Origin of the sequence: Janthinobacterium sp. ROICE36, assembly GCF_002869965.1 — a bacterium.
In the GTDB taxonomy this organism is placed as follows: domain Bacteria; phylum Pseudomonadota; class Gammaproteobacteria; order Burkholderiales; family Burkholderiaceae_D; genus Janthinobacterium.
This window is the reverse complement of the sequence record NZ_PEBS01000045.1, coordinates 1-26,447: the sequence shown is the minus strand read 5'-3', so window position 1 is coordinate 26,447 and position 26,447 is coordinate 1. Positions and strand designations below refer to the sequence as shown.

At 63.6% G+C, this 26,447-nt stretch carries 22 protein-coding genes and 2 pseudogenes; 16 read left to right on the top strand and 8 right to left on the bottom strand.

What is annotated here, in order from left to right; translation table 11 throughout:
* Nucleotides 1–68 precede the first annotated feature (68 nt).
* From CSZ94_RS18050 to CSZ94_RS18030, 5 genes are all read left to right on the top strand, one after another.
* Complete coding sequence (locus tag CSZ94_RS18050; RefSeq protein WP_102122774.1) at nt 69–683, top strand: LemA family protein; 615 nt, start codon at nt 69–71, stop codon at nt 681–683.
* A 1-nt stretch (nt 684) separates the two neighbouring features.
* Complete coding sequence (locus CSZ94_RS18045; RefSeq protein WP_102122773.1) at nt 685–1,503, top strand: TPM domain-containing protein; 819 nt, start codon at nt 685–687, stop codon at nt 1,501–1,503.
* The gene (locus tag CSZ94_RS18040) at nt 1,503–2,024 is read left to right on the top strand and encodes a TPM domain-containing protein (RefSeq protein WP_102122772.1); all 522 of its coding nucleotides are present in this window, start codon (nt 1,503–1,505) and stop codon (nt 2,022–2,024) included. The genes CSZ94_RS18045 and CSZ94_RS18040 overlap by 1 nt, the downstream gene beginning before the upstream one ends.
* Nucleotides 2,025–2,110: 86 nt before the next feature.
* Nucleotides 2,111–2,875, top strand: coding sequence for an SDR family NAD(P)-dependent oxidoreductase (locus CSZ94_RS18035; protein ID WP_102122771.1), 765 nt, complete (start codon nt 2,111–2,113; stop codon nt 2,873–2,875).
* Between the two features lie 546 nt (nt 2,876–3,421).
* Entirely contained in the window at nt 3,422–3,847 is a 426-nt protein-coding gene (locus tag CSZ94_RS18030) for a VanZ family protein (protein ID WP_258001063.1), read from the top strand.
* 19 nt (nt 3,848–3,866) lie between these two features.
* Here the strand turns inward: CSZ94_RS18030 and CSZ94_RS18025 are convergent, their stop codons facing one another.
* Together CSZ94_RS18025 and CSZ94_RS18020 are read right to left on the bottom strand one after the other, a co-directional pair.
* Nucleotides 3,867–4,145, bottom strand: a complete 279-nt coding sequence (locus tag CSZ94_RS18025; RefSeq protein ID WP_146009836.1) for a hypothetical protein — start codon at nt 4,143–4,145, stop codon at nt 3,867–3,869.
* A gap of 438 nt (nt 4,146–4,583) precedes the next feature.
* Nucleotides 4,584–5,711 carry a M24 family metallopeptidase gene (locus tag CSZ94_RS18020; protein ID WP_102122769.1) on the bottom strand — a complete coding sequence of 376 codons (1,128 nt, stop codon included), beginning with the start codon at nt 5,709–5,711 and terminating at the stop codon, nt 4,584–4,586.
* Nucleotides 5,712–6,416: 705 nt separating this feature from the next.
* Between CSZ94_RS18020 and CSZ94_RS18015 the strand changes: the two genes are divergently transcribed.
* Nucleotides 6,417–7,415 (top strand): LLM class flavin-dependent oxidoreductase, encoded by a 999-nt coding sequence (locus CSZ94_RS18015; RefSeq protein ID WP_102122768.1) that lies wholly within the window; start codon nt 6,417–6,419, stop codon nt 7,413–7,415.
* A 187-nt stretch (nt 7,416–7,602) separates the two neighbouring features.
* Complete coding sequence (locus tag CSZ94_RS18010) at nt 7,603–8,817, top strand: MFS transporter (protein ID WP_102122767.1); 1,215 nt, start codon at nt 7,603–7,605, stop codon at nt 8,815–8,817.
* A gap of 51 nt (nt 8,818–8,868) precedes the next feature.
* On the opposite strand, the gene CSZ94_RS18005 is transcribed toward CSZ94_RS18010, so the two are convergent.
* From CSZ94_RS18005 to CSZ94_RS17980, 6 genes are all read right to left on the bottom strand, one after another.
* A complete protein-coding gene (locus CSZ94_RS18005) occupies nt 8,869–10,491 on the bottom strand; it encodes a M28 family peptidase (RefSeq protein ID WP_102122766.1) in 1,623 nt (540 codons plus the stop codon).
* A 136-nt stretch (nt 10,492–10,627) separates the two neighbouring features.
* A complete protein-coding gene (locus CSZ94_RS18000; RefSeq protein ID WP_102122765.1) occupies nt 10,628–11,464 on the bottom strand; it encodes an HDOD domain-containing protein in 837 nt (278 codons plus the stop codon).
* 115 nt (nt 11,465–11,579) lie between these two features.
* A complete protein-coding gene (locus tag CSZ94_RS17995; protein ID WP_102122764.1) occupies nt 11,580–12,656 on the bottom strand; it encodes a BMP family ABC transporter substrate-binding protein in 1,077 nt (358 codons plus the stop codon).
* A gap of 21 nt (nt 12,657–12,677) precedes the next feature.
* Complete coding sequence (locus CSZ94_RS17990) at nt 12,678–13,607, bottom strand: ABC transporter permease (RefSeq protein WP_102122763.1); 930 nt, start codon at nt 13,605–13,607, stop codon at nt 12,678–12,680.
* Nucleotides 13,600–14,676 (bottom strand): ABC transporter permease, encoded by a 1,077-nt coding sequence (locus CSZ94_RS17985; protein WP_102122762.1) that lies wholly within the window; start codon nt 14,674–14,676, stop codon nt 13,600–13,602. Before CSZ94_RS17985 ends, CSZ94_RS17990 begins: the two co-directional genes overlap by 8 nt.
* Complete coding sequence (locus CSZ94_RS17980) at nt 14,669–16,183, bottom strand: ABC transporter ATP-binding protein (RefSeq protein WP_102122761.1); 1,515 nt, start codon at nt 16,181–16,183, stop codon at nt 14,669–14,671. Before CSZ94_RS17980 ends, CSZ94_RS17985 begins: the two co-directional genes overlap by 8 nt.
* A gap of 32 nt (nt 16,184–16,215) precedes the next feature.
* Between CSZ94_RS17980 and CSZ94_RS28075 the strand changes: the two genes are divergently transcribed.
* The 9 genes and pseudogenes from CSZ94_RS28075 to CSZ94_RS29435 form a co-directional block, all read left to right on the top strand.
* Nucleotides 16,216–16,389: a hypothetical protein gene (locus CSZ94_RS28075; protein ID WP_180977526.1), complete on the top strand. Its 174-nt coding sequence runs from the start codon at nt 16,216–16,218 to the stop codon at nt 16,387–16,389.
* Between the two features lie 171 nt (nt 16,390–16,560).
* Nucleotides 16,561–17,424: an outer envelope protein gene (locus CSZ94_RS17975; protein ID WP_374703592.1), complete on the top strand. Its 864-nt coding sequence runs from the start codon at nt 16,561–16,563 to the stop codon at nt 17,422–17,424.
* 78 nt (nt 17,425–17,502) lie between these two features.
* On the top strand, nt 17,503–19,344 hold the full coding sequence (gene tssF, locus CSZ94_RS17970) for a type VI secretion system baseplate subunit TssF (RefSeq protein ID WP_102122760.1): 1,842 nt from the start codon (nt 17,503–17,505) through the stop codon (nt 19,342–19,344).
* Entirely contained in the window at nt 19,308–20,354 is a 1,047-nt protein-coding gene (gene tssG, locus CSZ94_RS17965) for a type VI secretion system baseplate subunit TssG (protein WP_102122759.1), read from the top strand. Before tssF ends, tssG begins: the two co-directional genes overlap by 37 nt.
* A gap of 77 nt (nt 20,355–20,431) precedes the next feature.
* Nucleotides 20,432–21,001 carry a contractile injection system protein, VgrG/Pvc8 family gene (locus tag CSZ94_RS28785; protein ID WP_258001062.1) on the top strand — a complete coding sequence of 190 codons (570 nt, stop codon included), beginning with the start codon at nt 20,432–20,434 and terminating at the stop codon, nt 20,999–21,001.
* A complete protein-coding gene (locus tag CSZ94_RS17960; RefSeq protein ID WP_258001066.1) occupies nt 20,893–22,407 on the top strand; it encodes a type VI secretion system Vgr family protein in 1,515 nt (504 codons plus the stop codon). The genes CSZ94_RS28785 and CSZ94_RS17960 overlap by 109 nt, the downstream gene beginning before the upstream one ends.
* A gap of 2 nt (nt 22,408–22,409) precedes the next feature.
* Entirely contained in the window at nt 22,410–23,708 is a 1,299-nt protein-coding gene (locus CSZ94_RS17955; RefSeq protein WP_102122758.1) for a DUF2169 family type VI secretion system accessory protein, read from the top strand.
* Nucleotides 23,705–24,055: pseudogene (locus CSZ94_RS29440) on the top strand (DUF4150 domain-containing protein); the annotation flags it as partial. The gene CSZ94_RS17955 and the pseudogene CSZ94_RS29440, both read left to right, overlap by 4 nt.
* A gap of 689 nt (nt 24,056–24,744) precedes the next feature.
* Nucleotides 24,745–24,897, top strand: a pseudogene (locus CSZ94_RS29435) (DUF6531 domain-containing protein); the annotation flags it as partial.
* Nucleotides 24,898–26,447: the final 1,550 nt, after the last annotated feature.

Here is a 26,447-nt window from a genome sequence, read left to right as displayed (position 1 = left end):
TTAAACCGACATCCCGGGCCGTTTCAGGTATATTTGCCTCACCTCCCCCATTACGCACGGAATCCATCATGCACATCACCAATCAACTCACCAAATGGCTGCGCCTGGCGCTGAGCGTCACAGTCCTGGCCGGCATCCTGACGGGCTGCGGCTACAACGACTTCCAGAGCAAGGACGAAGCCACCAAGGCCGCCTGGGGCGAAGTGGTCAACCAGTACCAGCGCCGCGCCGACCTGATCCCCAACCTGGTGAACACCGTCAAGGGCTATGCCACGCACGAGCGCGAAACGCTGGAAGCGGTGACCAAGGCGCGCGCTGCCGCCACCAGTTTCCAGATCACGCCCGAAGTGCTGAACGACCCGGCCGCCTTCGAGAAATTCCAGCAAGTGCAGGGGCAGTTGTCGTCGGCCCTGTCGCGTTTGATGGTGGTGTCCGAGAAATACCCGGACTTGAAGGCCGACACGAGTTTTCGCGACTTGCAGTCGCAGTTGGAAGGCACGGAAAACCGCATCACCGTGGCGCGTCAGCGTTACATCGTTGCCGTGCAGGATTACAACGTGCATGCGCGCAGCTTCCCGAACAACTTGACGGCCATGGTCTTCGGCTACAAGGTCAAGCCGTCGTTCACGGTGGAAAATGAAAAAGCCATCTCGACCGCGCCAACCGTCAACTTCGGCAAATAAGATGAAAGCCTGGTCTTATCTGGCGGCGCTGGCGACGGCGCTGCTGCTGTGCACCAGCCTGCCCGCCAGCGCACAGGACTTGCAAGGCGTGCCGCCGCTGGCCGCGCGCGTGACGGACAACGCCGGCATGCTCAACGCCGGGCAGAAAGCGGCGCTGGAAGGCGTGCTGGCCGACTATGAAGCCAAGACGGGCAGCCAGATCGCCGTGCTGCTGGTCAAGAGCACGCAACCGGAAGCCATCGAGCAATACAGCATCCGCGTGACGGATGCCTGGAAGCTGGGCCGCAAGGGCGTCGACGACGGCGTGCTGCTGATGGTGGCGAAAGACAATCCATCATCCCTGCGCCGCCTGCGCATCGAAGCGGGCCGTCGCGTGCAGGGCGTGCTGACGGATGCGCAATCGAAACGCATCTTGCAAGACATCATCGCCCCGCATTTCAAGCAGAACGATTTCTATGGCGGCCTGGTCGCTGGCGTGGGCGCGATTGCCACCCTGCTGAACCAGGAGCAATTCCCCGCTCCCGCACAGCAGAAAGCACCGGCCACGGTGGAAGCGGGCGGCATGACCTTCTGGCTGCCGCTGCTGTTCTTCGGCTTCCTCGTCGTGCTGACCGTGTTCCGCTCGCGCGGCGGGCCGACCCGGCTGCAGCGCGGCACCAATTGGTCCAGCGGCGCCACGGGTGTCGTACTGGGCAGCATTTTGAGCCAGGCGCTGAACAACCGTGGTGGCGGCGGCGGTTTTGGCGGTGGCGGTGGCGGCGGTGGTTTCGGTGGCGGCGGCGGCGGTTTTGACGGCGGCGGCGCCTCGGGAGATTGGTAATGAAGAAACAACTATCATTTGGACAACGCTGCGGACGCGCCTTGAAGCATTTGCGCGGCACGCCGGCGACGGCGCGCCAGGCGTTTCCCGAACGCACCCTGAAAGCCATCGAGACGGCCATTGCCGACGGTGAAGCCATGCACCAGGCGGAAGTGCGCCTGATCGTCGAGGCAGCCTTGACACCGGGCATGGCTTACCATGGCGTGAGCAACCGCGAGCGGGCGCGCGAACTGTTCGCCCAGTATGGCGTGTGGGATACGGAAGACAATGTTGGCGTACTGATCTATATCAACCTGGCCGAGCACCAAGTCGATATCGTGGCCGACCGCCACGTGGGCCGGCGCGTCACGCCGGAACAGTGGCAAGGCGTGTGCCGCACCATGACCAGCGGTTTCAAGGATGGCAATTACCACGACAGCACGCTCTACGCTTTGCAGCAACTGAATACCTTGTTGCAAAGCCACTTCCCCGCCGATGGCGCGCGCGGCAACCAGTTGCCGAACGAACCCATCCTCCTCTGATTCCTGCCCAGGGATTAAAATCTGCCCATTGCCGCGCAGGCTGGCAGGCTGGGCAGCGCGGCCCCTATTACCGCCGAGGAGCACACATGAAACTGATCAATCAAACCGCCATCGTCACGGGCGCCACGCAAGGCATCGGCCTGGCCTGCGCCACCCGCCTGATCGCCGAAGGGGCGCAGGTGATGCTGGTCGACATCAAGGAAGAAGGCGTGCAGGCGGCAGCCGCCCTCGGCCCACAGGCGCGCTTCTTTTGCGCCGACGTCAGCCAGAAGGCGGACGTGGACGCCATGCTGAAGGAAACCCTGGCCCAGTTCGGCCACATCGATATCCTCATTAACAATGCGGGCGTCACGCACGCGGCCGATTTCCTCGACGTCTGCGAAGACGATTTCGACAGGGTCATGCGCATCAACCTGAAATCGATGTTCCTGTGCGGCCAGGCCGTGGCGCGCGAGATGGTCAAGCGCAACAGCGGCTGCATCATCAATATGTCCAGCGTGAATGCGGAACTGGCCATTCCGAACCAGGTGCCGTATGTGGTGTCGAAAGGCGCGATCAACCAGCTGACCAAGGTCATGGCTTTGAATCTCGCCTCGCACGGCGTGCGCGTGAACGGCATCGGCCCGGGCACCATCCTGACGGAACTGGCCAAGCAAGCGGTGCTGTCGAGCCCGCAAGCGCGCCACACTATCCTGTCGCGCACCCCATTGGGCCGCTGCGGCGAACCGGAAGAAGTGGCCGGCATCGCCGCCTTCCTGGCCAGCGACGACGCCAGCTACATGACGGGCCAGACCATCTATGTCGATGGCGGACGCATGGCGCTCAACTACACGGTGGCCGTGAAGGAGTGAGAGTAAAACGGCAGAGTTATATCAAAAAAGAATAATGTATATTTAAAAAGATCATTAGACACATATCGTGCGACGCAGCATAATGCACCTGTCTCCACTATTCTCCTCCAAGAAAATAGTTTTAAGCCCGCTTTCACCAGCGGGCTTTTTTTTTGCTGCCCCTGCTGAAACATGGCCATTATTGCCATATCCCACAATTTTCCCGGTCATTCTGCCTGCCGCAAAAAAATGTTGCGGCGTGTCATCAGCCCGTCATGTTCGCCCCCTATACTTGCTTCATCTGCTGTACAGGCAACCGATATGCCTGACTACAGACAGGTGTGCTGCGATGGCACACCACTCCCCTTTCATGACTGTGGCGCGCGCCGGCAAGGCGGGCGACATGGGAAGTACCGAGCAACTCTCAACTCTTGACCCACTCATTTGGGTTTTTGGCCCGCGTCCCGCGGGCCTTTTTTTGCCTGTACGGCAGGCTCTTGCACAAAAACACGGCGGCCCGCCATGCACATGATATGGTGACTGCCTTTCCATCTGTCCTGACGCACCATGCCTGCACCATTGCTCGAACTCTGTTTTGCCGACCGCCACGCACGCCTGCGCTACCGCACCGCGCTACTGCTATATGCCCTGCTGATTTTGATCGGCGACATACCCGGCGTGCGCGCGGACGTGGGTCTATATGCCTCGGGCGGCGTGCTGCATTCGCTCGGTTATGGCGTGCTGGCCCTGATCCTGTTCAGCGGCACGGGCGGCAGCATGGCGCGCCGGGCGCTGCTGTCGGTGCTGATGGTGGCGGCCATGGGCGCGCTGGACGAATTCATCCAGAGTTTCCTGCCTTACCGCCATGGCGCCGTCAGCGACTGGGTGGTCGATATCACGGCCGCAGCAGCGGTCTGCCTGCCGCTGTATTTCCTCTGGCCCAAAATGGTCGCCGCTGCCCTCGGCAAGGGCGCGCCGCTGCCCGAAGCATGAACGGGCGCGTGACCGCCCGTCAGGCGCGGTCCGCTACGCTATCCTGCAATGCCAGTCGCAACTGCCCCTGGCTGCGCGCGCCCAGGCGCCGCATCAGGGCACGCATCTCGCGCCGGCTGCCGGCGCCCACGGCGCGTGCCGCATCGCGCTGCATGTCCAGCAACTGTTCCGAGCGCGCCAGCCGCACCAAGCCATGCAAGGCCTGGGTCAGTACATGGCACGCACGGGCATCGCGCGCAGTGCCGACGACGGACAGCACCAACTCATCGATCAGTTTTGCGGTAGGACCAGATGACATTTTTTCTCCCTATTCAACAGTGAGGAAACGTGCAGGTGCACAAATGGCGATTGCCAGCATCGTTTATACCAAGCACGCCAATTAGACGCTTGATCTAGCGCAATCACTCATGACGGCTGCCGAACATCCCGGCTGCGCCATGCTCTTAGATACAGCCATCGCGGCGATCGGCATCACTGCGGGTGATGCCCCCGAGTATTCGACCATGAGAAAAGGATAAGATCGAAAAAAACCCGGCGGCTGGCCGGCCTGGGCTGCACCGTGCTGGTGGCGTGTCACGCCATGGACAATGCCAGCCTGGTGCGCAGCTTCATGCAAAATACCCGCCCCGCGTTCCAGATTGGCGAGCGGGTCAGCGTGCAAACAGGCGTGTTGCAGCGCTATTGACAGGGGCCGGGGCTGGCCGCTGCGTACAGATTTTTTGCACACAGGGCCGTATCAAGCCAAGGCCAGGGTCAGCGGGCGGCTGCGCCCCTGCACCACGGCCGAGGGCCAGGCCGGGTCGTGCGTCAGGTTGTGCAATTGGCTGCCGTCGAGCAAAAAGGTGTCTTCCACCGATCTGCCTGGCAAGCTGGGGTGGAAGGCCAGCGCCATGCCACGCTTGAGGATGATTTCCGTGTGTGCGCCGGCCGCCACTTCGGGCGCCAGGTAACCATGGATGCCGCCCTGCCGGCTGCTGCGCACCGTGTCGGGCTGGCCGGCATATGCGTAGGCGCTGTCGAGCGCGTGATACACCATGCTCAGCGCATGGCCCGTTTCGCAAGCGTCGAGCGCCACCGCTTCCAGCGCCAGCATGGCGGCATCGGCATCGTCCATGGCCACCGCCGCGCCATCGGCGCGACGCTGCGCCGGGCCGAAGCGTCGTTGACGACTGAGGCTGGCACACAGGCCGAAACGCCGCGCGCACAAGGCCAGTACGGCTTGCCTGCCCAGCACCACCTGGGCCGGCGGCGCGCGCCGATACCGCTGTTGGCGCTCCTCGCCGCTGACCAGCACATGCACGGCCTGCAAGCCCCGCAGCCACAGCGCGCGCACGCAGGCGGCAGCCAGTTCCTGCTCGCTCCAGCCGGGACGGGCCTGGCGCAGCGCATCCGCAGCCGCGCCGGCAGCCAGCTGCCCTACCTGGCGATAGCGCTGCTGCTCCGATTCCAGCAGCACCAGCCGCTCTTCACGCAGGGCCACGGGGAGGCTGCGTTCGTGCAAGCCTGGCCGGTCGGACAAGACCGGCGCCCCCCCGGCCGCATGCTGCACGAAATGCTCGCGCAACTCATACAGCTGCGGCTGCATCCAGGGCGACACTTGCCACGTCCATGGCCCGCGCACTTCTTCTTCGCGCATGCGCATGGCTTCGGCCTCGTCCGTCAGGATATAGGCGGCGTCACGCGTCACCAGCACTTCCGCGCAGCCGCACTCGGTCGTATGGCTATGGCTGTTCGACGCGCCCGCCGTGGCCCACGCAAACCAGTCCACGCCACGCAGGCGCACGGCACCGGCACGCTCCTGCTCCAGCCAGCCCCGCATCTGCGCCAGCTTGTGCGCCACTTCCCGTTCCAGCGGCCAGTTCATGACCGCCCCTCGTCCGGCTTCAGGCGCGGTACCGCCCCGCCTGCCTTGCCTGGCGCCAGCCGGGCCTCCTGTTGTTCATGCATAGCTGCTCCCTTCCTATATGGAAACGTCAGACCCGCATGCGCATAAAAAGTTCGGCGCCCGGCTTCGTCTCAGGCTTGCAGTCTATGACTTCCTTCTATTTTTACAAGCGGCTATTTCGCCCGCTCGATCAGCCCGGCCGTGACCTTCTGCAGGTTCAGCAGCAGCGGTTTTTCCGTGATGAACTCGTATTCGGAATGCCCTGTGCACACCGTGTGCGGCATGCATTGACAGCACCGCCAATGGCGACCGGTTGCGGATGCAGCATACCCGTGTAGTGCCAGAAGACGGCCAATAAAGTGGGAATCTGCGGCGCGCACGTCTGCAGCGACGGCGCGCCGATCTGCACCTGCTGCAGCACGAGCGGAATAGCCGCTTCCAGCGCCGCGGGACAGGTTTTTTGAACTTGGCGGGGCGTATCAAGAGGCGAGGCACAAGCTAGCATCGCCGACACCAATTTGCCATCGATACGAGTTTTTTACCGATCAGTACGCAAATTCCCGATTCGCATTATCATGTGCACAGCCTGTCTTCCCCGCCACGCTGTCTCGGCTGACCCTGCCAGCGTCAGGGGACAGACAAATCGTCCATTGTGATTTTCCTCCACGTCCCGATATCGCTACCATGATTCCATTTTCCATACTCGACCTCGCGCCCATCGCCGAAGGCAGCAACGCCAGCCAATCGTTCAAGAATACGCTGGACCTCGCGCAGCACGGCGAACGCTGGGGCTACAACCGCTACTGGCTGGCCGAACACCACGGCATGCCCGGCATCGCCAGCGCCGCCACGGCCGTCGTCATCGCCCATGTGGCAGCCGGCACCAAGACCATCCGCGTGGGTGCGGGCGGCGTCATGCTGCCGAACCACTCGCCGCTGGTCATCGCAGAACAGTTCGGCACGCTGGAAGCACTGCACCCGGGCCGCATTGACCTGGGACTGGGCCGCGCGCCCGGCTCCGATCAGACGACGGCGCGCGCGCTGCGCCGCGACCTGCAGTCCGACGCCGAGCAGTTCCCGCAAGACGTGCTGGAATTGATCGACTACATGTCCGACGAGCCGCGCCAGCGCGTGCTGGCCGTGCCCGGCAAGGGCGCGAAAGTGCCCGTATGGATACTCGGTTCGAGCCTGTTCGGCGCCCAGCTGGCCGCCCACCTGGGCTTGCCGTATGCGTTCGCCTCGCACTTCGCGCCGCAAATGATGCTGCAAGCCGTGGCGTATTACCGCGAACACTTCAAGCCTTCCAAACAATTGGCCAAACCCTACGTGATGCTGGGCTTTAACGTGTTTGCCGCCGACACGGATGCGCAGGCGCACCTGCGCGCCACGTCGATGCAGCAGGCATTCGTGAACCTGCGCACGGGCCGCCCGTCGCGCTTGCAAGCGCCCGTGCCCGGCTATCTGGAACAGCTGGGCCCGCAGGAACGCGCCATGCTCGACTCCGTCCTGTCCTGCACGGCGATCGGCGCGCCGGACACGGTGAAGGCGAAGATGGCCGCCTTTATTGCCGAAACAGGTGCCGACGAACTGATGATTACCTCGCAAATTTTCGACCACCAGCACCGGCTGCGCTCGTATGAAATCACGGCGCAAGTACATGCGGAGCTGGCGCAGCAACAGTAACTGAACGTTTCCTTCCTCGGTATATCCCTCTATACCCTTTTCCCGGCCGTCGGCACCGATCGCCGGGATTTTTTTACCTGGCATTTTTACCTGCCACCCAACCGCAAAATCGGCCCTGCCCGGCAAGAAATGTACAGCCCCGCTATCATGCTGATCCAAAAGCGTCATTCCAAGAAAGTCGTATCGCATGAAATCTGCACCATCTTCCGTCGATGCCAGCGCCCTGCTGAGCTCCACCCGCATCCTGCTATTTGCCCTGTCCGCCGGCGTGCTCGTCGCCAGCCTGTACTACGTGCAGCCGCTCACGTCCATGCTGGCCGCCTCGTTTGGCGTCAGTGTGCCGCAAGCGGGCTATCTGGTCACGGCCACACAGATCGGCTATGTGCTGGGCATCGTTTTTCTGGTCCCCCTCAGCGACGTGCTGAACCGCCGCCAGTTGCTGACGTGGATGCTGATTGCCAAGATAGGCGCCCTGCTGCTGGCCGCTACCAGCCAGAATATTATCGTCTTCGCCATCGCCAGCGTCTTGATGGGGATCACGGCCAGTGCATTGATGGTGGTCACGGCCATGGTGGCTTCGTATGCGCCCGACCATAGCCGGGGCCGCATGGTGGGCACCGTCATGACGGGCTTGTTGTTGGGCATCTTGCTGGCGCGTACTGTCTCCGGCACGGTGTCGCAGATCAGCGGCGGCTGGCGCACCGTCTACGTGCTGGCGGCCATCGTCGTGGCCGCCCTGCTCGTCATGCTGCGCCGCATCCTGCCAAATGAAGCGCCGCGTGGCAAACTGCAGTACGGCAAGCTGATGGCTTCGCTGGCCGACATCATCCGCCAGGAACCCTTGCTGCGTCAGCGCGCCCTGTTCTCGGGCCTGGGCCTGGGCACTTTCAGCGTGTTCTGGACGGGCCTGACCTTCTTGCTCAGCGGCGCGCCGTATCACTACTCGGAAATGCAGATCGGCCTGTTCGGTCTGGCGGGCGCCACGGGCGCCTTCGCCGCCAACACGGCGGGCCGCATGGCCGACCGCGGCTACGCGCGCCAGGCCACGTGGCTGCTGGCCGTCGCCTCCATCGCGGGCTGGGCCCTGATCGGCTTTGGCGCCCATTCGCTGATGTTATTGCTGATCGGTATCGTCCTGCTGGACATGGGCGTGATGGGCTTGCAAGTGACGCACCAGTCCATCATCTACAAGCTGGCGCCGCATGCGCGGGCACGCGTGACCACCGTGTTCATCGCGGGCGGCTTCATCGGCGCGTCGGCAGGCTCGGCGCTGGCCAGTGCCAGCTTTGCCGCCGGCGGCTGGCCGGCCCTGTGCGCCGTGGGGGGCGCCATGCCGCTGTTGCTGCTGCTGGTGTGGAGCAAGTACCGCCACACGCAGCGCAGGCTGGAACGGGCGAGCTGAGGCGCAAAAAAAAACCGCTCAAGCTTGCGCGGTTTTTTTATGCCGAGACAGTTACTTCGCTTGACCGCGCGCCTTGCCAAACGCGTCGCCCGCCTTCCAAGCCGGCATCCTGGCCGCATTCGCCACGGCTAGACCCAGGTTCAGGGTGAATTGCGCCTGCTGCGTCATGCCGGACAAATCCCAGCTGGCGTCATACTCATCGGTGACTTGGTGGTAGCGGGGGCCGTAGGGGGCCGCCTTGGCTTTCGACGCTGCCACGTCCTTGATGTACTCGCGTCCGCCATTGATGGAAAACGCGGGCACGCCCGCCTTGGCAAAGCTGAAATGGTCGCTGCGGAAATAACCGCCGGCCAGGTCGGGACGCGCTTGCGCAATGTGCATGCCCATGGCTTTCGCCACCGTGACCGCCATGGCGCCCAGTTCCGTGCGCTCGCTGCCTTGCGCACCGATGTCATGCGTGGCGCCGACAAAGTTCAGGCTATCCAGGTTCAGCGCGGCGGCCGTCTTATCCAGGGGCCACAGCGGGTCGGCCGCATAGGCGGCGCTGCCCAGCAAGCCTTGTTCCTCCGCCGCTACCCACAGGAAGATCTGCGTGCGCCTGGCGGGTTTCTTGACGGCTTCCTGCGCCATGGCCAGCAAACCGGCCGTGCCCGAAGCGTTGTCGACGGCGCCGTTGTAAATCGTGTCGCCGGCTTTTTCGTCATCCTTGCCTTGCTTGCCCAGGTGGTCCCAGTGGCCGCTGTAGATGACGGCTTCATCCTTCAATGTCGGGTCGGTGCCCGGCACCATGCCGGCGATATTGAACTGCTCCACCTTGCGTACGGCCGATTTCATGTCACCCGACAACTTGGCGTTCAGCGCGACGGCCTTGAAATCCTTGCTTTCCGCTTGCGCGCGCAAGGCGTCCAGGTTCTGCCCACCGGCCGCAAACAGACGGCGCGCCGCGTCTTCCGCAATCCAGCCCTGCAGGGGAGTGCCGGCAGTACGGTCCGCCAACTGGAAGCGCTCGCTGCCGCTCCAGCTATTCTGCACCACGCTCCAGTCGTACGAGGCGGACGGTTTCGTGTGGATCAGCAACACGCCAGCCGCGCCCTGACGCCTGGCTTCCTCGAATTTATACGTCCAGCGGCCGTAATAGGTCAACGCCTTGCCGGCGAAGCGGTTCGGCTCGGCGGTGGTCGGTTGCGGGTCATTGACCATCGTGACGACGATCTTGTCTTTGACATTGACGCCTTTGAAATCGTTCCAGCCCTCTTCCGGCGCCGTGATGCCGTAGCCGACAAATACCAGCGGCGCATCAAAGGTATGGGCGGCAACGGAGTCGCCCGTGGCCCAGACCCAGTCCGGGCCGAACGCCAGCGGCACGGCCTTGCCGCCCGCCAGGGCTTGCAAACTGCTGTCTTGTGGCAAGGATTTCACGCCGGCGATGTGCACGCTCTGGCGATAACTGTTCCCCCGCACGGGGCGCAGCCCGGCCATCTGCGCCTGGGTTTCCAGGTAGGCCACCGTCAAGTCGGCGCCGCGCTGACCCGTGCCCCGGCCTTCCAGTAAATCGTCGGACAGGAAGGCCAGGTGGGCGCGCAGGGGCGCTTCCTGTACCACGGGCAAACCAGCAGCGGCGTGCGCGGAAAACGCCAGCGCAGTCAAGGCGAGGGAAGAAAACAGCTTCTGCATAAGATCCTTTGGGTAAGAGGAGGAAAGCGGTCTGGCGGATAGCCGAGCCGGCGATTGTATGCCATGGGGCAAGCGCAGCAAAATGCGGACGAAAAAAATCCCCGCAACAAGGGCGGGGATTTCATGGCCGAGTAAGTTACACCAGCAAGGCGGCCGCCAGCGATTCGATCTCTTCAGCCGATTCCTCAAGTATGGTGTGCAGGGTGCTGCCGCCGATGCCGAAGTCGATCTTCGCCGCCGCCTGGCGCCGCGCCGCGCTTTCTGGCGGATGCAGGGGCGAGCCCACAGGCGACAGATCGTTGGCCAGCACCAGGGTCGCGCCCAGGGTACGGGGCGGGAACGGGCTGCCGCCATGCCACATGCCTTCCACGGCTTGCAAGACCATGTCGGGCACTTCCAGCTGGCGCAACACGCCGCGGCCGATCAGTTTTTCGCCGTATTCGATCCAGTCTTCCGTATTGTCGTCGAGCAAACCCGGATATTCCTCGGCGCGCGACAGCAGATAAAAGCCGCCCACTTCGTGCACGATGGCGGCAAACATGGCCGTTTCCACGTCCACATGCGTGACTTTCCTGGCGATGAGCTGGCTCAGCGCGGCCACGTGGGCCGTGTGCTCCCACAGCCTGGCCGACTTGGCGCGCAATTGCGGGTCCGTGATCTGGCTGCCCAGCTGGCGCACGATGACGGACGCCACCATCGATTTCAAGGTGGCAAAACCCAGGCGGGAGACTGCCGCGCGCACATTGGCGATTTCATTGCCGGAACGGTTATAGGCGGCCGAATTGGCCAAGGCCACGACCCGCGCCGATAGCAGCGGCTCGGCCATGACCATGCGGGCGGCCGCTTCGATATGGCAATCGGGGTCATCCAGCGCTTCCTGCAGCTTCAAGGTGACCTTGACGTTGGCGGGGAACGTCAGCTCGCCCTTGCTCGCTTGCAGCGCGATAATCTTGAATACTTCCAGTCTGTCCATGGGTCAATCTCCGGTACGGGCCTATTCAGGCTCTGCTGTGTGGGTGGGCCGGGAATGCGCTTCCGGCCCGGCTCCCGTTTCCGGCAATATTACAGCATGTTTACAGCCACTCCTATTACTTTCCGGAAACTTTCCCTGCCACGCCTTCGACAAAATAATCTATCTTCGTCAGCGCCGCATCGTCCAGCACGCCTTTCTCCAGGCGCACCTTGCCATCGTTATCCTTGATCGGCGCGCTGAAAGGATTGAGCTTGCCAGCCACCAAGTCTTTCTCGCGCGCCAAAACAAACTGTTTCACGTCGGCGGGCACGGCAGCGTTGATGCCTTCCAGCTTGACCATGCCATCCTTGATGCCGCCCCAGGTGCTGCTGGACTTCCACGTGCCGTCCAGCACGGCTTGCGCCTGCTTCGTGTAGTACTCGCCCCAATGGTGGGTGACGGCGGCCAACTGCGCCTTCGGCCCGTACTTTTTCATGTCCGAGTGGTAGGCGATCGCATACTTGCCCTTCTCTTCGGCCGCCTGCACCACGGCGGTCGAGTCCGTGTGGTGGGTGACCACGTCGGCGCCCTGGCCGATCAGGGTGATGGCCGCGTCGCGTTCCTTGCCCGGATCGAACCAGCTATTCACCCACACCACTTTCACTTCCGCCTTGGGATCGACGCTGCGCATGCCGCGCGTGAAGGCGTTAACTCCCTGCAACACTTCCGGGATGGGAAACGCCGCCACATAACCGGCCACATGGGTCTTGCTCATCTTGCCTGCCAACACGCCGGCCAGGTAGCGGCCTTCGTAGAAGCGGGCATTCGTATTGGCTACGTTGACGGCCGTCTTGTAGCCAGTCAGGTGGATGAACTTCACATTAGGAAATTGCTTCGCCACTTTCAAGGTCGGATTCATGTAGCCGAACGAGGTCGTGATGATCAGCTTGCTGCCCGTTTGCGCCAGGTCGCGGATCACGCGCTCCGCATCGGCGCTTTCCGGCACGTTTTCCACATACTTGGTGGTGATCTTGTTGCCCAGCGCCTTTTCCATTTCCTTGCGCGCCTGGTCGTGCTGGGTGGTCCAGCCGGCGTCGCCGATGGGGCTGATATACACGAAGCCGACGTTCAATGGGGCAACAGCCGGTGCGGCGGCCATGACAGGCATCAAAACAGCACTGCAAACGGCGGCGCACAATAGTTTCTTGGACATGGTTTTCCTTGTGATGCGTGATTAATTTCCGGGATTGAAATTTTTCCCCAGTGAAGCGGGCATGTTGAGCTTGATGTAATTGGCATTGCTGGAAATGAGCACGAGCACGACGATGGCCGCCACATACGGCAGCATCGACAGCAGTTGCGAGGCGATGGGCACGCCCAGCGCCTGCGCATGGAAAGTCAATATCGTGATGCCGCCAAACAAATAGGCGCCGCCCACCACGCGCGCCGGGCGCCAGGTGGCAAAGGTGGTCAGCGCCAGCGCGATCCAGCCGCGTCCTGCCACCATGCCCTCGACCCACAGCGGCGTGTAGACCAATGACAAGAAGGCGCCGGCCAGGCCGCAGCAGGCGCCGCCGAACAGCACGGCCGCCAGGCGGATGCGGCGCACGGGGTAACCGAGCGCATGCGCGGACGCTGGCGACTCGCCCACGGCCCGCAGCACCAGACCCGCCCGCGTGCGGTACAGAAACCAGGCGATGGCCACGCACAGCAATAGCGACAGATACACCATAGCATGCTGGCGAAACAGGGCCGGCCCCAGCACGGGAATGTCTTCCAGGAAGGGAATGCCAAACCTGCCGTTGTGCAAGCTGTTGCCCACATAGTTCAAGCCGATATACGTGGAGGCGCCCGCGCCAAACAGCGACAAGGCCAGGCCCGTCGCATACTGGTTCGTGCCCAGCCACACGGTCAGCCAGGCAAAAAAGCCGGACAGCACCATGCTGGCGCCCGCCCCCGCCAGAAAGCCCAGGGTGGGGTTGCCCGTGTTGACGGCCACGGCAAAGCCCGTGATGGCCGACACCAGCATCATGCCTTCCGCACCCAGGTTCACCACGCCCGCCTTTTCATTGACGAGCAGCCCCAGCGCGGCGAGCATCAGCGGCGTGCCCGCATTGATGCTGGCGGCGATCAGGGGCGCTATCGTCAAGGCCAGGTTATCCATGTTTCCTCCAGCGCAATTTGTATTGGATCAGCACGTCGCAGGCGAGCAAGACAAACAGCAAGATGCCCTGGAACACGCCCGTGATCGCGCTGGGCAAGCCCAGGCGCGATTGCGCCAGTTCGCCGCCGATATAAAACAGGGCCATGACGAAGCTGGAAAAAATCACGCCCACCGGATGCAAGCGCCCCACGAAGGCGACGATGATGGCGGCAAAGCCGTAACCGGGCGAGACAGTGGGCGTCAGCTGCCCCATCGGCCCCAGCACTTCGCAGGCGCCCGCCAGGCCGGACAGGGCGCCGCAGATCAGCAACGACGACCACAAGGTCTTGCGCGAGGAAAAGCCCGCATAACGGGCGGCGGCGGGCGCCATGCCGCCCACGCGCAGGCGAAAGCCGGCAATGCTTCTGGATAAGTACAGCCAGCCGCCCAGCGAGGCCAACAGGGCGAAGATGATACCCACATGCAAGCGCGTATCGCTGATCAGCATCGGCAACAGCAAACCGTCGGATAGCAGTTTCGACTGGGGAAAATTGAATCCTTCCGGGTCGCGCAGCACGCCGTACGCGAGATAGCTGAGCAGCAACTGGGCGATGTACACCAGCATCAGCGAGACGAGGATTTCGCTGGCGTTGTAGCGGTCGCGCAGCCAGGCCACCAGTCCCGCCCAGGCCATGCCGCCCGCCATGCCGGCCAGCAGGGAAACGCCGATGACGGCCGGGCCTCCCACGCCATCGTCCAGGTACAGGGCGGCCGCACCGCCGCAGATGGCGCCCAGGGTCAGCTGCCCTTCCGCGCCGATGTTATAAATGTTGGCGCGAAAGCAGATGGCCAGGCCGACGGCGATCAACAGCAACGGCGCCACCTTGATGCCCAGCTCGGACCAGCCATGCGCGTCGCGCAGGGGTTCGACAAAGAAGACGGCCAGTCCCGCCAGCGGATCGTGTCCCAGCGCAATAAACAATAGCGCGCCGCACAGCACGGTCAGCAACACGGCCAGCACGGGCGACAGCCACGACATCAGGCGCGACGGGGTGGGACGGGCTTCCAGGCGCAAGGCAAACTTAGCCATGGACTGCCTCCTGCGGCCACAGCCCGCTCATCCATTGCCCCAGCTGCGCCACGCTGGCCTCACCCACGTCCAGAGACGGGGAAATTTTTCCTTTCGCCATCACCAGCAGGCGGTCGCTGATGTCGAACAATTCATCGAGTTCCTCCGATACGACCAGCAGCGCGCAGCCCGCGTCGCGCAGCGCCAGCAATTCGGCGCGGATTTGCGCGGCCGCGCCCACGTCCACGCCCCAGGTCGGCTGCGCCACCACCAGCACGGTGGGCTCGCGCATGACTTCGCGTCCGACTATGTATTTCTGCAAGTTGCCACCCGACAGGCTGCGCGCCAGCGCCTGCGGCCCGCCCGCCTTCACCTGGAAGCGGGCGATGATGGCGGCCGCCCGCTGCGCGATAACCTTGTGGCGCACGAAGCCGTGGCGGATGGTGGCGGGTGTCTGCAAGCTCAGCAACACGTTGTCGGCCAGCCCCATGTCGGGCACGGCGCCCCGCCCCAGCCTTTCTTCCGGCACGAAGCCGAAGCCCAGGGCGCGCCGGCGTCCCGGCGGCAAACGGCCCGCCTGGCTGCCGTTCAGGACGATGCTGGCGGGGGGCGCGCGCATGTCCTCGCCGGACAGGGCCGCCAGCAATTCCTGCTGGCCATTGCCGGACACGCCAGCGATGCCGACGATCTCGCCCGCGCGCACGTCGAAATTGATGTCTGTCAATTGCGTGGCGAACGGATGGCTCTTCGGCAAGTCCAGCCGCCGCACGCTCAGCATGACGGCACCGGGCGTGCGCGCCACGCGTGTGACGGCGGGCGGCTCGGCGCCTATCATCATGCGCGACAGGCTGGCCGCAGACTCTTGCGAGGGGTCGCACACGCCCGCATTCTTGCCGGCGCGCAGCACCGTGCACGTATGGCACAGGGCGCGGATCTCGTCGAGCTTGTGGCTGATGTAGAGGATGCTGCAGCCTTCGGCCGCCAGCTGGCGCAAGGTGCCAAACAGTTTTTCCACGGCGCCCGGCGTCAGCACGGACGTCGGTTCATCGAGGATCAACAGTTGCGGCTTGGCCAGCAAGGCGCGCACGATTTCCACGCGCTGGCATTCACCCACTGACAGGGTGTGCACGTGGCGCTGCGGTTCCAGGTCCAGGCCGTACTGGCGCGCAGTCGCCTCGATGCGCTGCGCCAGTTCCGTCATGTTGGTGCCGGCGGGCAAACCGAGGGCGATGTTTTCCGTCACGGTGAGCGTATCGAAGAGGGAAAAGTGCTGGAACACCATGGCAATGCCCAGCGCGCGCGCGGCCGACGGGTTGGTGATCTCGACTTCGCGGCCATTCCACAGGATGCGACCGCCATCGGGCTGCACGGCGCCGTAGATGATTTTCATCAAGGTCGATTTGCCGGCGCCGTTTTCGCCGAGCACGGCGTGGATCTGTCCGGGCGCCACGGTGAGATGAATGCCGTCATTCGCCACCACGGATGGATAGCACTTGCTGATGTCGTGTAATTCCAGGCGTGCCGTCATTGTTTTTTTCGTGCCTCGCTGCAGGGTCGCCGGTGGGAAAAATCAAGCTGGTCGCTCTATCCTATCGGCATCCGCAGCGCTTGGGGGCGGGCGTGGCGGCGCGCATTTCTATTTCCACAAAAAAACAACACCTGTATACAATTTTGAAAAAAATTATCAGCTTTACAGCAGCCGCCTCGCCCCGCAAGGGTGAGAAGGTGCGATGATTATATGCAGGAAATGATAGTAAGTATGCAGAAAATACATATCGCCCGATGCGGCGATGCTCGCATCATGGATTGAACGGCGCGCAGTTGCTACATCGCAGTGTTGCACGCGGGCTACGCGCCCTGCCATCCCGAATACCCGTTTTCCAACACCGCCTTCAGGAGCCGAAAGTGCCAAAAACCCTACCGTGTCTGTTGCTCTGCCTCACTACCACCCTCGGCGTGGGCGCTACCGCCCAGGCTGCCGAATGGAGCGATACCGCACTGAGCTGGCGCGCCGGCAATGATTACCGCGAGCCTTTCAATCCTGACGACATCAAGAAAAACATCTTTGCCATCACGCACGCCAGCGGCTACCAATACGGCAGCAACTTCGTCAACCTCGATTTCCTGATTTCCGACAGCAAGGACCCTGGCGCGCTGGGTAAAACGTCCGGCGCGCAAGAGGCGTATCTGGTGTACCGCAACACCATCGACATCGGCAAGGTGCGCGGCAGCGACATCAAGTTCGGCCCCGTACGCGGCCTCGGCGTCACGCTGGGCTTCGACGTCAACACGAAAAATGACGTCGGCTACAACTCGCGCAAGCGCATGCTGGTGGCCGGCCCCACCCTGATGTGGGACGTGCCCGGCTTCTTCAACACCAGCTTGCTGTTGCTGCGTGAAAGCAACGCCCCCAGCGGCGCCTTCCCGCCCATCTCGCAAGTGACGGGCCGCTACACGTATAAAACGCACGCCATGCTGGCGGGCGCCTGGGCCATCCCCTTGTCGCCGCTGTTCTCGTTCGAAGGCTTCTTTAACCTCATCGATTCCAAAGGCAAGGATGAAGTGGGGCGCGACACGGCGGTGGAAACGAATATCGACATGCAAGTGATGTACGACGTGGGGGCGGCCCTGGGCAGCGCCAAGAACACCTTCCGCGTGGGCCTGGAATACCAGTACTGGAAGAACAAGTTCGGCAACTCGCCCGCGACTACGGGCAATGTGGGCCAGACGGCGAAGACGCCGATGATACGCGCGGAGTACCATTTCTAAGAATCATTGTCACGCATCAACACCCACCTTCGCGCCTGATGCCAGCATGCAGCTTTCCTGCTGGCGGAGAGCGCGACCGTGGAACAACTATTGCCGTATTACGAACGCGAGCTGGGCTTGTTCCGCCAGTACACGCGCGAGTTTTCCAGCCGCTATCCGAAAGCGGCCGGGCGCCTGCTGATCGCCGGCGAGACGTGCGAAGACCCGCATGTCGAGCGCCTGATCCAGTCCGTCGCCCTGCTCACGGCCAGGGTCGCCAAACGCCTGGACGACGCCTATCCGCAATTCACCCATTCCCTGCTCGACACCCTGTACCCGCACTACTTGCGCCCCTTTCCCGCGTGTTCCATCGTGCGCATCGCTGCCGACGAAGCGCCCGGCGGCGGCCAGCTGGCCCAGCTTGCGCATATTGCGCGCGGCACGGTGCTGCGCTCGCAACCGGTGCAAGGCGTGGCCTGCAAATTTACCAGCGCGTATGACGTGACCCTGGCGCCGCTGGCTATTTCTCGCCTGTATTTTTCAGCTATCATCGACGCGCCGCCCGGCCTGCGCCTGCCCGCTGGCACCAGCGCCCTGCTCAGCATTCAATTCAGCAGCAGCAGCGATCATTACCATCTGGATCAGCCGGGTTTTGCCAGCCTGCGTCTGTTTGCCGATGGCGAACCGTCCGTGCGCGCGGCCCTGCTCGACGCCCTGTTCCTGCGCGGCGCGGGCGCGTATGTAGCCCTGGACGAACACAGCCCGTGGCTGGCCGTCGATGGCACGCCGCTAGCGCCGCCCGGCTATGCGCAAGACGACGCGCTGATCCCCATTTCCGCCCGTTCCCACCCGGCGCTGCGCCTGCTGACCGAGTATTTCGCCTTTCCGGAAAAATTTCATTTCATCGATATCGCCTGGTCCAGGCTGGCCGCCCTGCTGCCGCAACACTGCCGCCAGTTCACCTTGCACCTGCCGCTCCAGGGCGTGCGCAGCGACAGCCACGAGGCACGGCTATTGTCCGGCGTCAGCCCCGGCAACCTCTTGCTGGGATGCACGCCTGTCGTCAACCTGTTTGCCAAGTCCGGCGTGCCGATCCGCCTCACGCATACCGAGCCCGACTACGCCCTGCTGGCCGATGCCACGCATGCGTTTGCCTACGACATCCACAGCATCGATGCCGTCACTGTGGTGCGCAAGGATGAGGCCGGCGAGCGCCTGAGCACCTTCTTGCCGCTGTATGCCTCGCTGCAAGGCGCCCAGGCCGAGCATGGCCAATATTGGCTGGCGCGCCGCGACGAAGCCGTGGCAGCCGTCAGTCCCGGCCATGAAATGCGGTTGAGCCTGATCGACCCGCAGTTTTCACCAGGCAGCGCGGCCTGCGCCACCGTCTCGACGCAGCTGCTGTGCAGCAACCGCGACTTGCCCACGCAGTTGCATTACGGCTTGCCCGGCGGCGACCTGTTGGCCGAAGACGTGCCCGACGGCATCCCCGCGCGCTTCCTGCGCAAGCCCACGCCCAGCATGCGCTTCCAGGCGGACACGCACTGGCGCCTGATTGCGCACCTGTCGCTCAATTACGCCAGCCTGACGCAAGCGGGCCTGGGCGAATTCCAGAAAATGCTCAGCTTGTACGACCTGCCCCGCTCGCCCACCACGCAGCGCCTGATCCAGGGCATCGTCACGCTCGAACACAGCAGCACGCGCGCGTGGATGCCGACCGTGCCGTTTCCCACCCTGATGCCCGGTATCGCCATCCGCCTGGGCATCGACGAGCAAGCCTTCGTCGGCAGCAGCATCTATATTTTTGCCCAGGTGCTGCAGCGCTATTTCGCCCTGAACAGCCAGCTCAACTGCTTTAGCCAACTGACGCTGCTGTCCCAGCGCAGCGGCGAGGAACTCCTGCGATGCCCGGAACGCAGCGCCGACGCCACGCCAGCGTGATCCAGCAATTGCTCGACGCGCCGCAGCGCTTCGAGTGCTTCCAGGCGCTGCGCCTGCTGCTGGCGTGGCTGGCCGAACACGGCATCGACGAGCACACGGCACTGGCAAATATCCTGCGCTTCGACAACAGCGTCTCGCTGCGCTTTCCCGCCAGCCAGATCGAGGCGCTGGCGACAAACGGCATCACCGATGCCGATGCCTTGCTGCAAGCGCTGCTGTCCGGCCACAGCCAGCACATCCAGCTCACGCCCGCCTTCATTGGCCTGCTGGGCTGCCAGGGCAGCTTGCCCAGCCACTATTCAGAGCGCATCGCCGCGCACCAGTACAGCGAGCGCGACACCAGCGCGCGCGCTTTTCTCGACCTGTTTTCCAGTCGCGCCGTTGCCCTGTTTTACCAGGCGTGGCAAAAGTACCGCATCGAGCAGGCCGGCCACAGCGGCGCCTTCCTGTCGCGCCTGCTGGCCCTGGCAGCGTGCCAACCGGGCCAGAGCCAGGACCAGGCGGCGATCGGCCTGTACAGCGGCTTGCTGCAGCAGCGCAACATCTCGTCCATCGTCATGGCGCGCATCCTCGGCGAGCACTTTGGCGTGCCCTGCCACATCACCGAAGCGACGGGAGGCATGGACGCGCTGGCACCGCGCGAACAAACGGCGCTGGGCATGGCCAATGCCGTGCTGGGCCAGCGCGCCACCGTCGGCGAGCGCTGCCGCCGCCCCGACCTGGCCGTGCGCCTGCGCCTCGGCCCGCTCACGGCGCGGCAGCACGCCAGCTTTTTGCCGCGCGCCCCTGGCAGCGAGGCGCTGCGGCACATGCTGATGCTGTTCGGCCAGCCACTCATGCGCTACGAGATCGTGCTGGTGCTGCGCGCCAGCGACGTGCGGGGACTGGCATTGACGGCCACCGGGCAAGGCAGCCTCGGCTGCGACAGTTTCCTCGGCGCTGCGGCATCACCGCGCCACCGCGACGACATGCATTACGAAATGCAATTGATGCCCTCACTCAACGATTGAAGCTTGCGTCCGCGCAAAACGCTGGTGTTCGCTATTGCTACAGTCGGTCAACGATTCCAACCGTGAAGCGATGCGCGATGAGCCAGTTCCCCGATACGACGGCGGCATGGACGGCATTGGTGGGCGACATGCAGGGCCAGCGCTTGCTGCGCCTGCACTTTCCGCATGGCGACGGCCCCGCCGGCATCCAGTTCCTGGCCAACAGCCTGGCCGCCAGCGAAAGCCTGTCGCGCGACTTTTCCCATGTGGTGGAAGTGCTGTCCGACGACGCCACCATCGCGCTCGACAAGGTGATGGGCAAGATGGTGACCATCGAACTGGTGCGCGAAGACGGCAGCTTGCGCTACTTCAATGGCTATGTGTTCGAGTTCCGCTTCCTGCGCACGGACGGCGGCTTTGCCTTTTATGAAATGGTGCTGGAGCCATGGCTGGCGCATCTGCACTTGTGGCAAAACAATGTCGCCTTCCACGGCCTGACGGTGGCGGCGCTGACGGCCACACCTTGTGGCTGGACGACGACAGCACTAGCGGCAAGCCCATCGATGGAGAGTCGAGCGCCATGCCCTTCCAGCACCAGGCCGGTTCCCTGGAGGACGATGGCGTGCATCAATGGCGCACGGTGCGGCGCATGGCCCCGGCCCGGATGACGGTGGCCAGCTTCAATTTCAAGAACCCGCGCAGCGCCCGCGCCAGCGGCGACTCGCTGAACAAACAAGGCGCCGTGCCCGCGCTGGAAGTGTATGAAAACACGGGCAGCTACGGTTTCAAAAACCTCGACGATGGCGAAGCTCTGGCCCGGCGCCGCATGGAAGAGCTTGATGCCCAGAGCCAGCTGTTCGAGGCGCAGGGCAATGACCGCACGGCGCAGCCGGGACGCTGGTTCACCCTGGACGGGCATTTCGACAGCGCAGCCAGCGAGTACCTGATCCTGTCCGTGCACCACTACGCCAGCAATAACTATCAGCAAGGGCACGGCGCCACCTCGCACTACAGCAACACATTTAGCTGCATCCCGCGCGCCACTCCCTGGCGCCCGGGCCGCAATTTCCATAGCCGCGAACCGAAGATCTACGGCGTGCAGACGGCCACCGTGGTCGGGCCGCCCGGCGAAGAAATCCATACGGACGGTTACGGAAGAGTCAAAGTGCAATTCCACTGGGACCGCCTGGGCAGCTTCGACGACAAAAGTTCGCCGTGGATAAGAGTGATATCGACCTGGGCCGGGCCGAATTTCGGCCACATCAGCCTGCCCCGGGTGGGCATGGAAGTGGCCGTGCAATTTCTCGACGACAACGTCGCCATGCCCCTCATCATCGGCTGCGTCTACAACGCGCGCAATATGCCGCCATGGGAGCTACCGACCAACAAGACGCAAAGCGGCATGCTGAGCCGCTCGTCAAAAAAAGGTTCCGCCGCGCATGCCAACGCCTTGCGCTTCGACGACCGCAAGGATGCGGAAGAACTGTGGTTGCATGCGGAAAAAGACCGGCGCATCGAAGTCGAGCACGACGAATCGCACTGGGTCGGCAATGACCGGCGCAAAACCATCGACCGCGATGAAACGGTGCACGTCAAGCGCGACCGCACGGAAACGGTGGACCACGATGAAGACATCACCGTGCACAACAACCGCCGTGAGCGCGTCGACCATGACGAACACATCGACATCGGCGACAACCGCCGCGAACACGTGGGCGGCAACGAGCAGGTGCAAATCGACGGCCACCGTTCGGAACGGGTGACCCTGGCCAAGGACGAAACGATCGGCCTGGCCAAGGTGCTGACCATCGGCGCCGCCTACCAGACCACCGTCATCGGCGCCATGAACACCACCGTGGTGCTGGCGCAAGCGGAGCAGATCGGCCTGGCGAAAAGCGTCATCGTCGGCGCCGACAGCACGCTCACGGCCACCGATTCGCACACGATGACGGTAGGCACGTCCAGCATCACCATCACGCCGGGACGCATCGAACTCGTTGCCGATGAAATCATCATCCGCGGCAGGTCGAAGGTGCAGATCCATGGCGACGACATCGACCACAACCCGGGCTGACGATGAACGACGTCGGCACAGCCCATTTCAACATCCCCAACCTGCTCTTCGACAACCGCACGCCGCACGCGGCCAGCCAGTTCGACATGGTCGATCAATTCGGCGAGGCCTTTCATGTGGTGGTGGCACGCATGGGCTACGTCTTGGGCCCCTGCGGCGCCGATGGTCTGGCCAGCCTGCTGCCCATGGCGCGCCAGTCGCCGCTGGCCACGGAAGACCGGCACTTGGGTGAAGACACGCAGGCGGGCACCGTGCAGGAGAGTGACTTCGCGCCCTATACACCGCGTTGCGACGTGATCGTCAATGGCGTGGCGCACGCGCCGCGCGGGCAGGCGATGCCGCAATTTCTCGTCAACCTGAAGGTGCGGTCGGAAAAGAAGACCCTGATCGACAAGACCTTGCAAGTGTGCGGCGAGCGCGCCTTCCGCAAGAAAGCCGTCCTCACGCGCCTGGTGCAGGGCTGCGCCCGCATCGCCACGGCGGGCTTGCTGCGGCCCAATCCCTGGCACTTGTCGGCGCCGGAAGCGTTCCTGCAACTGCCGCTGCACTACGCCTACGCATATGGCGGCCTATGCCGCATCGAGGCCGATGACTGCACCGCGGCGAAGCACGACTCTTGCGAGGCCAATCCACTGGGACGGGGTTTTGCGCGCCACTGGCACCTGGACGTGAAACAGATCGATGAGGTGCCCGCACCGCGCATCACGGATGCATCTCTGCCATGCACGGCCGCCCAGTTCTGGCAAGGCGCCGGCGACAAGGAGTTGCCCGCGCCGGCGGGGCTGGCCGTTATCGGCCGTGGCTGGCTGCCGCGCCGCGCACTGGCCGGCAGCATCGTCGCCAAGGGCAAATGGGATGCCGATGAAGTCCCTACCCTGCCGGAAGACTTCGATTTCGCCCACTGGAACAGCACGCCCCCGGACCAGCAATGTCTGCACCTGACGGGACGGGAGCAATTTACGCTGACCAACCTGTGCCGCCACGACCATCGCTCGGCCCGCATCGACCCGCTTGGCAACACGGTGCTGCGTTTCGCCCTGCCGCAACAGGTGCTGTGCCTGCTGCTGGCGGACAAGAACGATCAGTTGCTCGTCTGGCGCCTGGTCATCGATACGGTGCTGGTCGCCCACGAAGCGGCCACTGTGGAGCTGGTGTGGCGCGCCATCGTGCCGGCCGACGCGGGCCAGGTCGCGTCGCGCCTGCTGCACCTGATGGAGCCGGCGCAGATCGCCCGCATCGAACTGCTGGAACAGGCGCAGGAAGCAATAAGCGAAGCGGCCGGGCAGGGCAAGAACCCATGACGAATGAAACCGTCACCAAAGCCTCGCGCTTCTATTGCGTCAGCCTCAGCCCCGACATATGCAAGACGCCCGTCGGCTCCAGCACGCCTCCTATTCCCTACAGCATCATCGGTGAGTTTGCGGAAGCACAGAACGCCTCGCCCAACGTCAAGTCGCACAGCGAGCCCGTCATCCTGCACCAGCGCAGCATCATTCCCACCGTCAAGGGCGACGCGGCCGGCAAGGCGGGCGGCGTCAAGAGCGGCACCGTCGGCAAGCAAGTCGACACCAAGGTCGCCAGCGCCATCCACCGCGCCAACGGCGCCAACCTGGTGCAGATGGGGCGCGAAGTATGGATGAATTCGCGCAATACCGTGGGCAAGATTTATGAGCGGGGCGCGGAGGCGGCCAAGCCCGTGCTCAAGGAACTGAAGGCGGCGATACGGGAAGCGGCACAAGACTACAAGGAGCATGGTTCGAAGAGCATGCATGGCGCCGCCGAAGACATGGTGGACGCGGGCGGCGCCGTCCTGACAGGCAGCGCCGTGCTGGGAGTCGCCGGCGTGGGCGTGGCGGCAACGGGAGTCGGCGCCCCCGTTGCCGCCGCGATGGAAACGGCGGCGGCAGCAGGCACCGTTGCCGGCACGGCGACCGTTGCCAGTGGAACGGCAGTGGAAGCCTCTGCCACGGTATTCGACCAGGCGGCGGACTACCTATTGACAGGCAAGATACCTGATTTACTCAATACGGCCTCTGAGGTCGTCATGAATGCGGCAGGCACATTATTGCAAACGGCGGTGTTCAGCAAGGTTCCCGGCGGAAAAATACTGAGCAAGTTTCTCGGCAAGAAAGCGGCACCGAGCATCAACAAGGTCAAGGAAAAGATTGTCGGCAAAAAACCGGACAAGCCGCCCCCCAAACTCGACAAACCGCCCCCAAAAAACGGCGGCGACGACGGCAAGAGCCGCGGCAAAAAGGAACCGAAATCGGAAGCCCCCTCCGACTGCTGCCCCAAGGATAGCGGCCCCGCAAAAAACCCGTCAAGGGCCGCAAGCCCGTGCATTTCGGCACGGGCCAGGAAATCCTGTACCAGACGGATTTCGCGCTCGAACGCAGCATCCCCATCGCCTGGACGCGCTGCTACCGTTCCGGTGCCGAATGCGAAGACCAGGGCTTGCTAGGCGCACGCTGGTCCACGCCCTACACCGCCAGTCTGTCGCTGTGCGCCGCCGGCATCGTGGTTCACGACGACAGCGGCCGCGCCCTGCGCCTGCCCCACCTGGAAGCGGGCCAGCGGCACGATAGCCGCAAGGAAGGTTTTACGCTGACGCGCGACAGCGCCGACACCTTTACCGTGCTGTGGCGCGACGGCAGCATCGACTGCTACGCGCACGCTGAAGGCGGATGGCTGCCGCACGGCTACGACGGCGTCAATGCCATGCTGGCCCCGTCGGCGCCGATTGCCACGCAGCGTTTTGCGCTCGTGCGCAGCGAGGGGCGCGATGGACGCGGCATCAGCATCGAACGATGCATGGATGCCAAACCGGGCGAAGTGCTGCTGCGTTTGCGCAGCGACGATGGCAGCGTGTTCGAAGCCATGCGCGGGGAGACGGAAAAGGCTATCCACATCGGGAGAATCGACGAGGTATTACCCGACGGCAGCCGCCTCTGCCACGTCCGCTACGTCTATGCCGTTGAGACGAACGATGGCCAGCCGCCCTTCGCGCCACGCCACAACCTGATCAGCCAGTCGAATGCGCTCGGTGACACGCGCCGCTACAGCTATCGTCACCACCTGCTTATGTCGTGCAGCAGCTACACGGGTTTTAGTTACGCGCTGGAATGGATCAGCCTGGATGCGCTGCGCGCCCGCTGGCGCGGTTCCCCTTTGAGCGAATCGGAGCTGGCGCAGCGCCACCCCGTCAGCTTGGCCAACAGCTACCAGGCGCGCGCCATCGCCACGCGCGCCCGGGATGGCAGCGAGCACACGCGCATCGATTACGTGGACAACGACACCAGCCGCGTCGCGGAAAACGGCAGCGTTCTCGAATACACATTCGACGCCAACTGGCTGGTCACCGAGGTGCGCCGCGTCATCGATGGCAAGGCCGCCTCGCTGGGCCGGCGCGAGTGGGACCGCGATGGCATGCTGCTGGCTGATATCGACGCCAACGGCGCCGCCACGTGCTATGCCTACGACGCAGCCGGCAACCTGACCCGCAGCACCGATGCCAAGGGACACAGGAGCAGCATCGCATACGATGGCCAGAACCAGCCCGTCGCCTTCACGGATGCGCTGGGCAACACCACCCTGCGCGAATACGATGCGGCAGGCCGTCCCGTCAGCATCACGGACGCCTTGGGCCACGTCACGCGCTACTGCTACGACCAGCGCAGCCAGCTGGTGGAATGGATAGACGCCAGGGGCGGCAGCAAACACTTTCAGTACAACCGCCTGGGCTGGCTGACCGCCTATACGGACTGTTCCGGCTACAGCAGCGAATACAGCTACGACAAGCAGGGAAGACTGACGGCTGCGCGCGATGCCATGGGCCACGTCAGCAGCTATGAGTATGATGGCCTCGGCCGCCTGACGGGGCTCATTACACCAGACAAAACACGGGAACACTACGGGGGGTGTACTGAATTCTGTGTAAACGGTTTTTCGTTTAAGTCTGCGGTACCCGGTCTTCAAACTGGATGGCGAAGCGGTTCAGTGCCGCTTTCCAGTCCCGTATTGGCATCGTCCACTTCTTGCTA

Excerpts from the sequence above, each read along its gene's own strand:
- CSZ94_RS18025 (WP_146009836.1), bottom strand. The coding sequence starts at position 4,145 with ATGTCATCTGGTCCTACCGCAAAACTGATCGATGAGTTGGTGCTGTCC.
- CSZ94_RS18030 (WP_258001063.1), top strand. The coding sequence starts at position 3,422 with ATGCCTGCACCATTGCTCGAACTCTGTTTTGCCGACCGCCACGCACGC.
- CSZ94_RS18045 (WP_102122773.1), top strand. The coding sequence starts at position 685 with ATGAAAGCCTGGTCTTATCTGGCGGCGCTGGCGACGGCGCTGCTGCTG.
- CSZ94_RS18015 (WP_102122768.1), top strand. The coding sequence starts at position 6,417 with ATGATTCCATTTTCCATACTCGACCTCGCGCCCATCGCCGAAGGCAGC.
- CSZ94_RS18040 (WP_102122772.1), top strand. The coding sequence starts at position 1,503 with ATGAAGAAACAACTATCATTTGGACAACGCTGCGGACGCGCCTTGAAG.
- CSZ94_RS17990 (WP_102122763.1), bottom strand. The coding sequence starts at position 13,607 with ATGGATAACCTGGCCTTGACGATAGCGCCCCTGATCGCCGCCAGCATC.
- CSZ94_RS18000 (WP_102122765.1), bottom strand. The coding sequence starts at position 11,464 with ATGGACAGACTGGAAGTATTCAAGATTATCGCGCTGCAAGCGAGCAAG.
- CSZ94_RS17955 (WP_102122758.1), top strand. The coding sequence starts at position 22,410 with ATGAACGACGTCGGCACAGCCCATTTCAACATCCCCAACCTGCTCTTC.
- CSZ94_RS17985 (WP_102122762.1), bottom strand. The coding sequence starts at position 14,676 with ATGGCTAAGTTTGCCTTGCGCCTGGAAGCCCGTCCCACCCCGTCGCGC.
- CSZ94_RS18050 (WP_102122774.1), top strand. The coding sequence starts at position 69 with ATGCACATCACCAATCAACTCACCAAATGGCTGCGCCTGGCGCTGAGC.
- CSZ94_RS17995 (WP_102122764.1), bottom strand. The coding sequence starts at position 12,656 with ATGTCCAAGAAACTATTGTGCGCCGCCGTTTGCAGTGCTGTTTTGATG.
- CSZ94_RS18005 (WP_102122766.1), bottom strand. The coding sequence starts at position 10,491 with ATGCAGAAGCTGTTTTCTTCCCTCGCCTTGACTGCGCTGGCGTTTTCC.
- CSZ94_RS18020 (WP_102122769.1), bottom strand. The coding sequence starts at position 5,711 with ATGAACTGGCCGCTGGAACGGGAAGTGGCGCACAAGCTGGCGCAGATG.
- CSZ94_RS28785 (WP_258001062.1), top strand. The coding sequence starts at position 20,432 with ATGAGCCAGTTCCCCGATACGACGGCGGCATGGACGGCATTGGTGGGC.
- CSZ94_RS18010 (WP_102122767.1), top strand. The coding sequence starts at position 7,603 with ATGAAATCTGCACCATCTTCCGTCGATGCCAGCGCCCTGCTGAGCTCC.
- CSZ94_RS17980 (WP_102122761.1), bottom strand. The coding sequence starts at position 16,183 with ATGACGGCACGCCTGGAATTACACGACATCAGCAAGTGCTATCCATCC.
- tssG (WP_102122759.1), top strand. The coding sequence starts at position 19,308 with ATGCCCGGAACGCAGCGCCGACGCCACGCCAGCGTGATCCAGCAATTG.
- CSZ94_RS18035 (WP_102122771.1), top strand. The coding sequence starts at position 2,111 with ATGAAACTGATCAATCAAACCGCCATCGTCACGGGCGCCACGCAAGGC.